Source organism: Agromyces humi, from assembly GCF_009720255.1.
GTDB lineage: Bacteria > Actinomycetota > Actinomycetes > Actinomycetales > Microbacteriaceae > Agromyces > Agromyces humi.
In genome coordinates this window covers 1-2,297 of record NZ_WJSP02000496.1, presented here as the reverse complement: position 1 = coordinate 2,297, position 2,297 = coordinate 1, and the positions used below count along the sequence as shown (strand labels likewise).

At 71.9% G+C, this 2,297-nt stretch carries 2 protein-coding genes and 1 tRNA gene; 1 reads left to right on the top strand and 2 read right to left on the bottom strand.

The genetic code is table 11. The features are described from left to right. Positions 1-95 precede the first annotated feature (95 nt). A tRNA-Arg gene (locus tag GH736_RS21390) sits at positions 96-167 on the bottom strand. A gap of 91 nt (positions 168-258) precedes the next feature. Here GH736_RS21390 and GH736_RS21385 point away from each other — a divergent pair. Further along, positions 259-1,299 (top strand): lactonase family protein, encoded by a 1,041-nt coding sequence (locus tag GH736_RS21385; protein WP_159606899.1) that lies wholly within the window; start codon positions 259-261, stop codon positions 1,297-1,299. 236 nt (positions 1,300-1,535) lie between these two features. On the opposite strand, the gene GH736_RS21380 is transcribed toward GH736_RS21385, so the two are convergent. Continuing rightward, positions 1,536-2,297 (bottom strand): CHAP domain-containing protein (locus GH736_RS21380; protein ID WP_159606897.1); only part of this gene is annotated, 762 nt, incomplete at its 5' end.

The window sequence follows — 2,297 nt, the reverse complement described above, 5'->3', positions numbered from 1 at the left end:
CCCGGCGGGCTCGGCCGCGAGCGGGCGGTCCGCCGCCGACACGCCCGACGGCTGGCTCGGCATCGGGCAGTGACCACGAGCGCCCGTCGCACGGGTGCCCCTGGAGGGACTCGAACCCCCAACCCTTTCCTTAGGACGGAACTGCTCTTCCATTGAGCTACAGAGGCTGACCGCACGAGTCTACCGGCTCGCGGTAGCGTGTCCTGCGGCGCCGGAGGCGCCCGAGAGCGCGGCCCCGCCGCGAGACGAGGAGCCGAGATGACGCGTGCGGACACCACGAGGTTCTGGGTGGGCGCCTCGACGCTCGGTGCGCTCGGATCGCCGGCACGCGGCATCCGACCGCTCGACATCGGCGCCGACGGCACCGCGACGCTCGGCGCCGCCGTCGAAGTCGGACCCAACCCGATGTACCTCGCCGTCTCGGCCGCGACCGGCGTGCTCGGCATCGTGCACGAACTCGCCGACGGGCTCGTCTCGACGTGGACGATCGAGGGGGACGACCTGCGGGCGTTCGGCGAACCGGGCCGCACCGGCGCCGCCGACCCCTGCCATGTCGCCTTCGACGAGTCCGGCGACTGGATCTTCGCGGCGAACTACTCGGGCGGGCGCCTCACGGCCCACCCGTCGGCTCCGGATGCCGCAGCCGAGGCCGTGCACACCGTGCCGTTCTCGGGCAGCGGGCCGAACGCCGAGCGGCAGGCGTCCCCGCACGCCCACCAGGCGGTCGTGGACTCCGCACGCGATCGGCTGCTCGTGGCAGACCTCGGCTCCGACCGCATCCGCGCGATCCCACTCGGCGACCTGCCCGAGGCACTGCCTCATGACGACACCCGCGACCTCGTCGTCCACGCCGGTGCGGGCCCGCGTCACCTCGTGATCGCCGGTGACCTCGCCATCGTGGCGAACGAGCTCGACCGGACGGCGAGCATCCTCGACCTCGCGGGCGACCGGGAACTGGCCTGGTTCGACGTCGATGACCGCGTCGCGCCGCGCGGGCTCGGGCTCTCGGCCGTCCGCCTGACGCGGGCCGGCACGGTGCTCATCGGCGACCGCGACGCGGATGCGCTCGTCGCCCTGAGGTTCGACCCCGGCGCCCGCACGCTCGAACGCGTCGCCTCGGTGCCGACGGGCGGGCGGCATCCGCGCGACCTGCACGTGACCCACGACGAGCGGTTCGCGCTCGTCGCCGACCAGGGATCGGATTCGATCGCGGTCATCGCACTCGACGACGGCGTGCCGACCGAGGTGGTCGCCACGCTCGAGACGGCGGCACCGGCCTGCCTGGCCCGCGTGCCCTGAGCCGGGTCAGTTGTAGCCGAGGATCACGATCGCCGAGGTGGTCGGCGCGAGCTCGTCGACCCACGCGACCTCGTCGAGTCGCGCGTCATCCAAGTCCTGCGTCATCGCATCACCTGCCTCACCGTGGAATGAGGCCCAACGTTACCGACGCCGGTCGACGAGATCACTGTCCGAGACGTCCAACAAAGCGCGCGGATATCGCCATGGCGTCGACAACGACGTGAAGCGGGAGTGGCTCAGCCCGGCGGGTAGAGGTAGAGCGCCGAGCCGGCCGGGATCGTGCGCCGGTGGTACGAGTGGTCGGAGTTCTGGTTGTACTCCTCGATGTTCACCGAACCATCGGCGTTGATCGACTGCACGTAGGCGACGTGGTTGTACGGGAACCAGGCCACGGCGCCGATGACCGGCTCGCTCGATGTCGGCCAGCCCTTGGCGGCCCACGCGTCGGCCCAGGCATAGGCACTGCCGGATGCCAGGTTGCTCCACGTCCACTTCCACGGGGCACTGGTGACGCCCGCGTCGCGGTTGAGCCGCCACGCGACGAAGTCGACGCACTCGCGGTAGTAATAGCGCAATGGTGAGAGGCCGCCGCCGTAGTCGTCGGGCACCTGGTCCCACCAGGGGTAGTCGTCGCCCTCGGCCTTGACGGTGTAGATGGCGTAGCTGCCCGAGCCTCGAGAGGCGAGCTCGGCGGCCCAGGCGGCCTGCTGCGCCTCCTCGGCGTCGATGCGGGCCTGCTCGATCTCGGCCTTGGTCGTGACCGCGTAGGTGTCGGACGAGAGGGGCGCGCCGCTCGCGAGCGCCGACACGTCGACGTCCTGGGCCTCGGCTCTCGACAGGCTGAAGGCACCGGATGCCGCGAATCCGCCCACGCCCGGCATGATCGCGTAGGCCGGCAGGGCGACGGTGCCGACGATGGCGGGCACGACCAGCATCGTGGCGAACACGCGCACCGGGCGATTGCGGCGCACCGTGCGCGGCGCGGCCATCACCGGGCG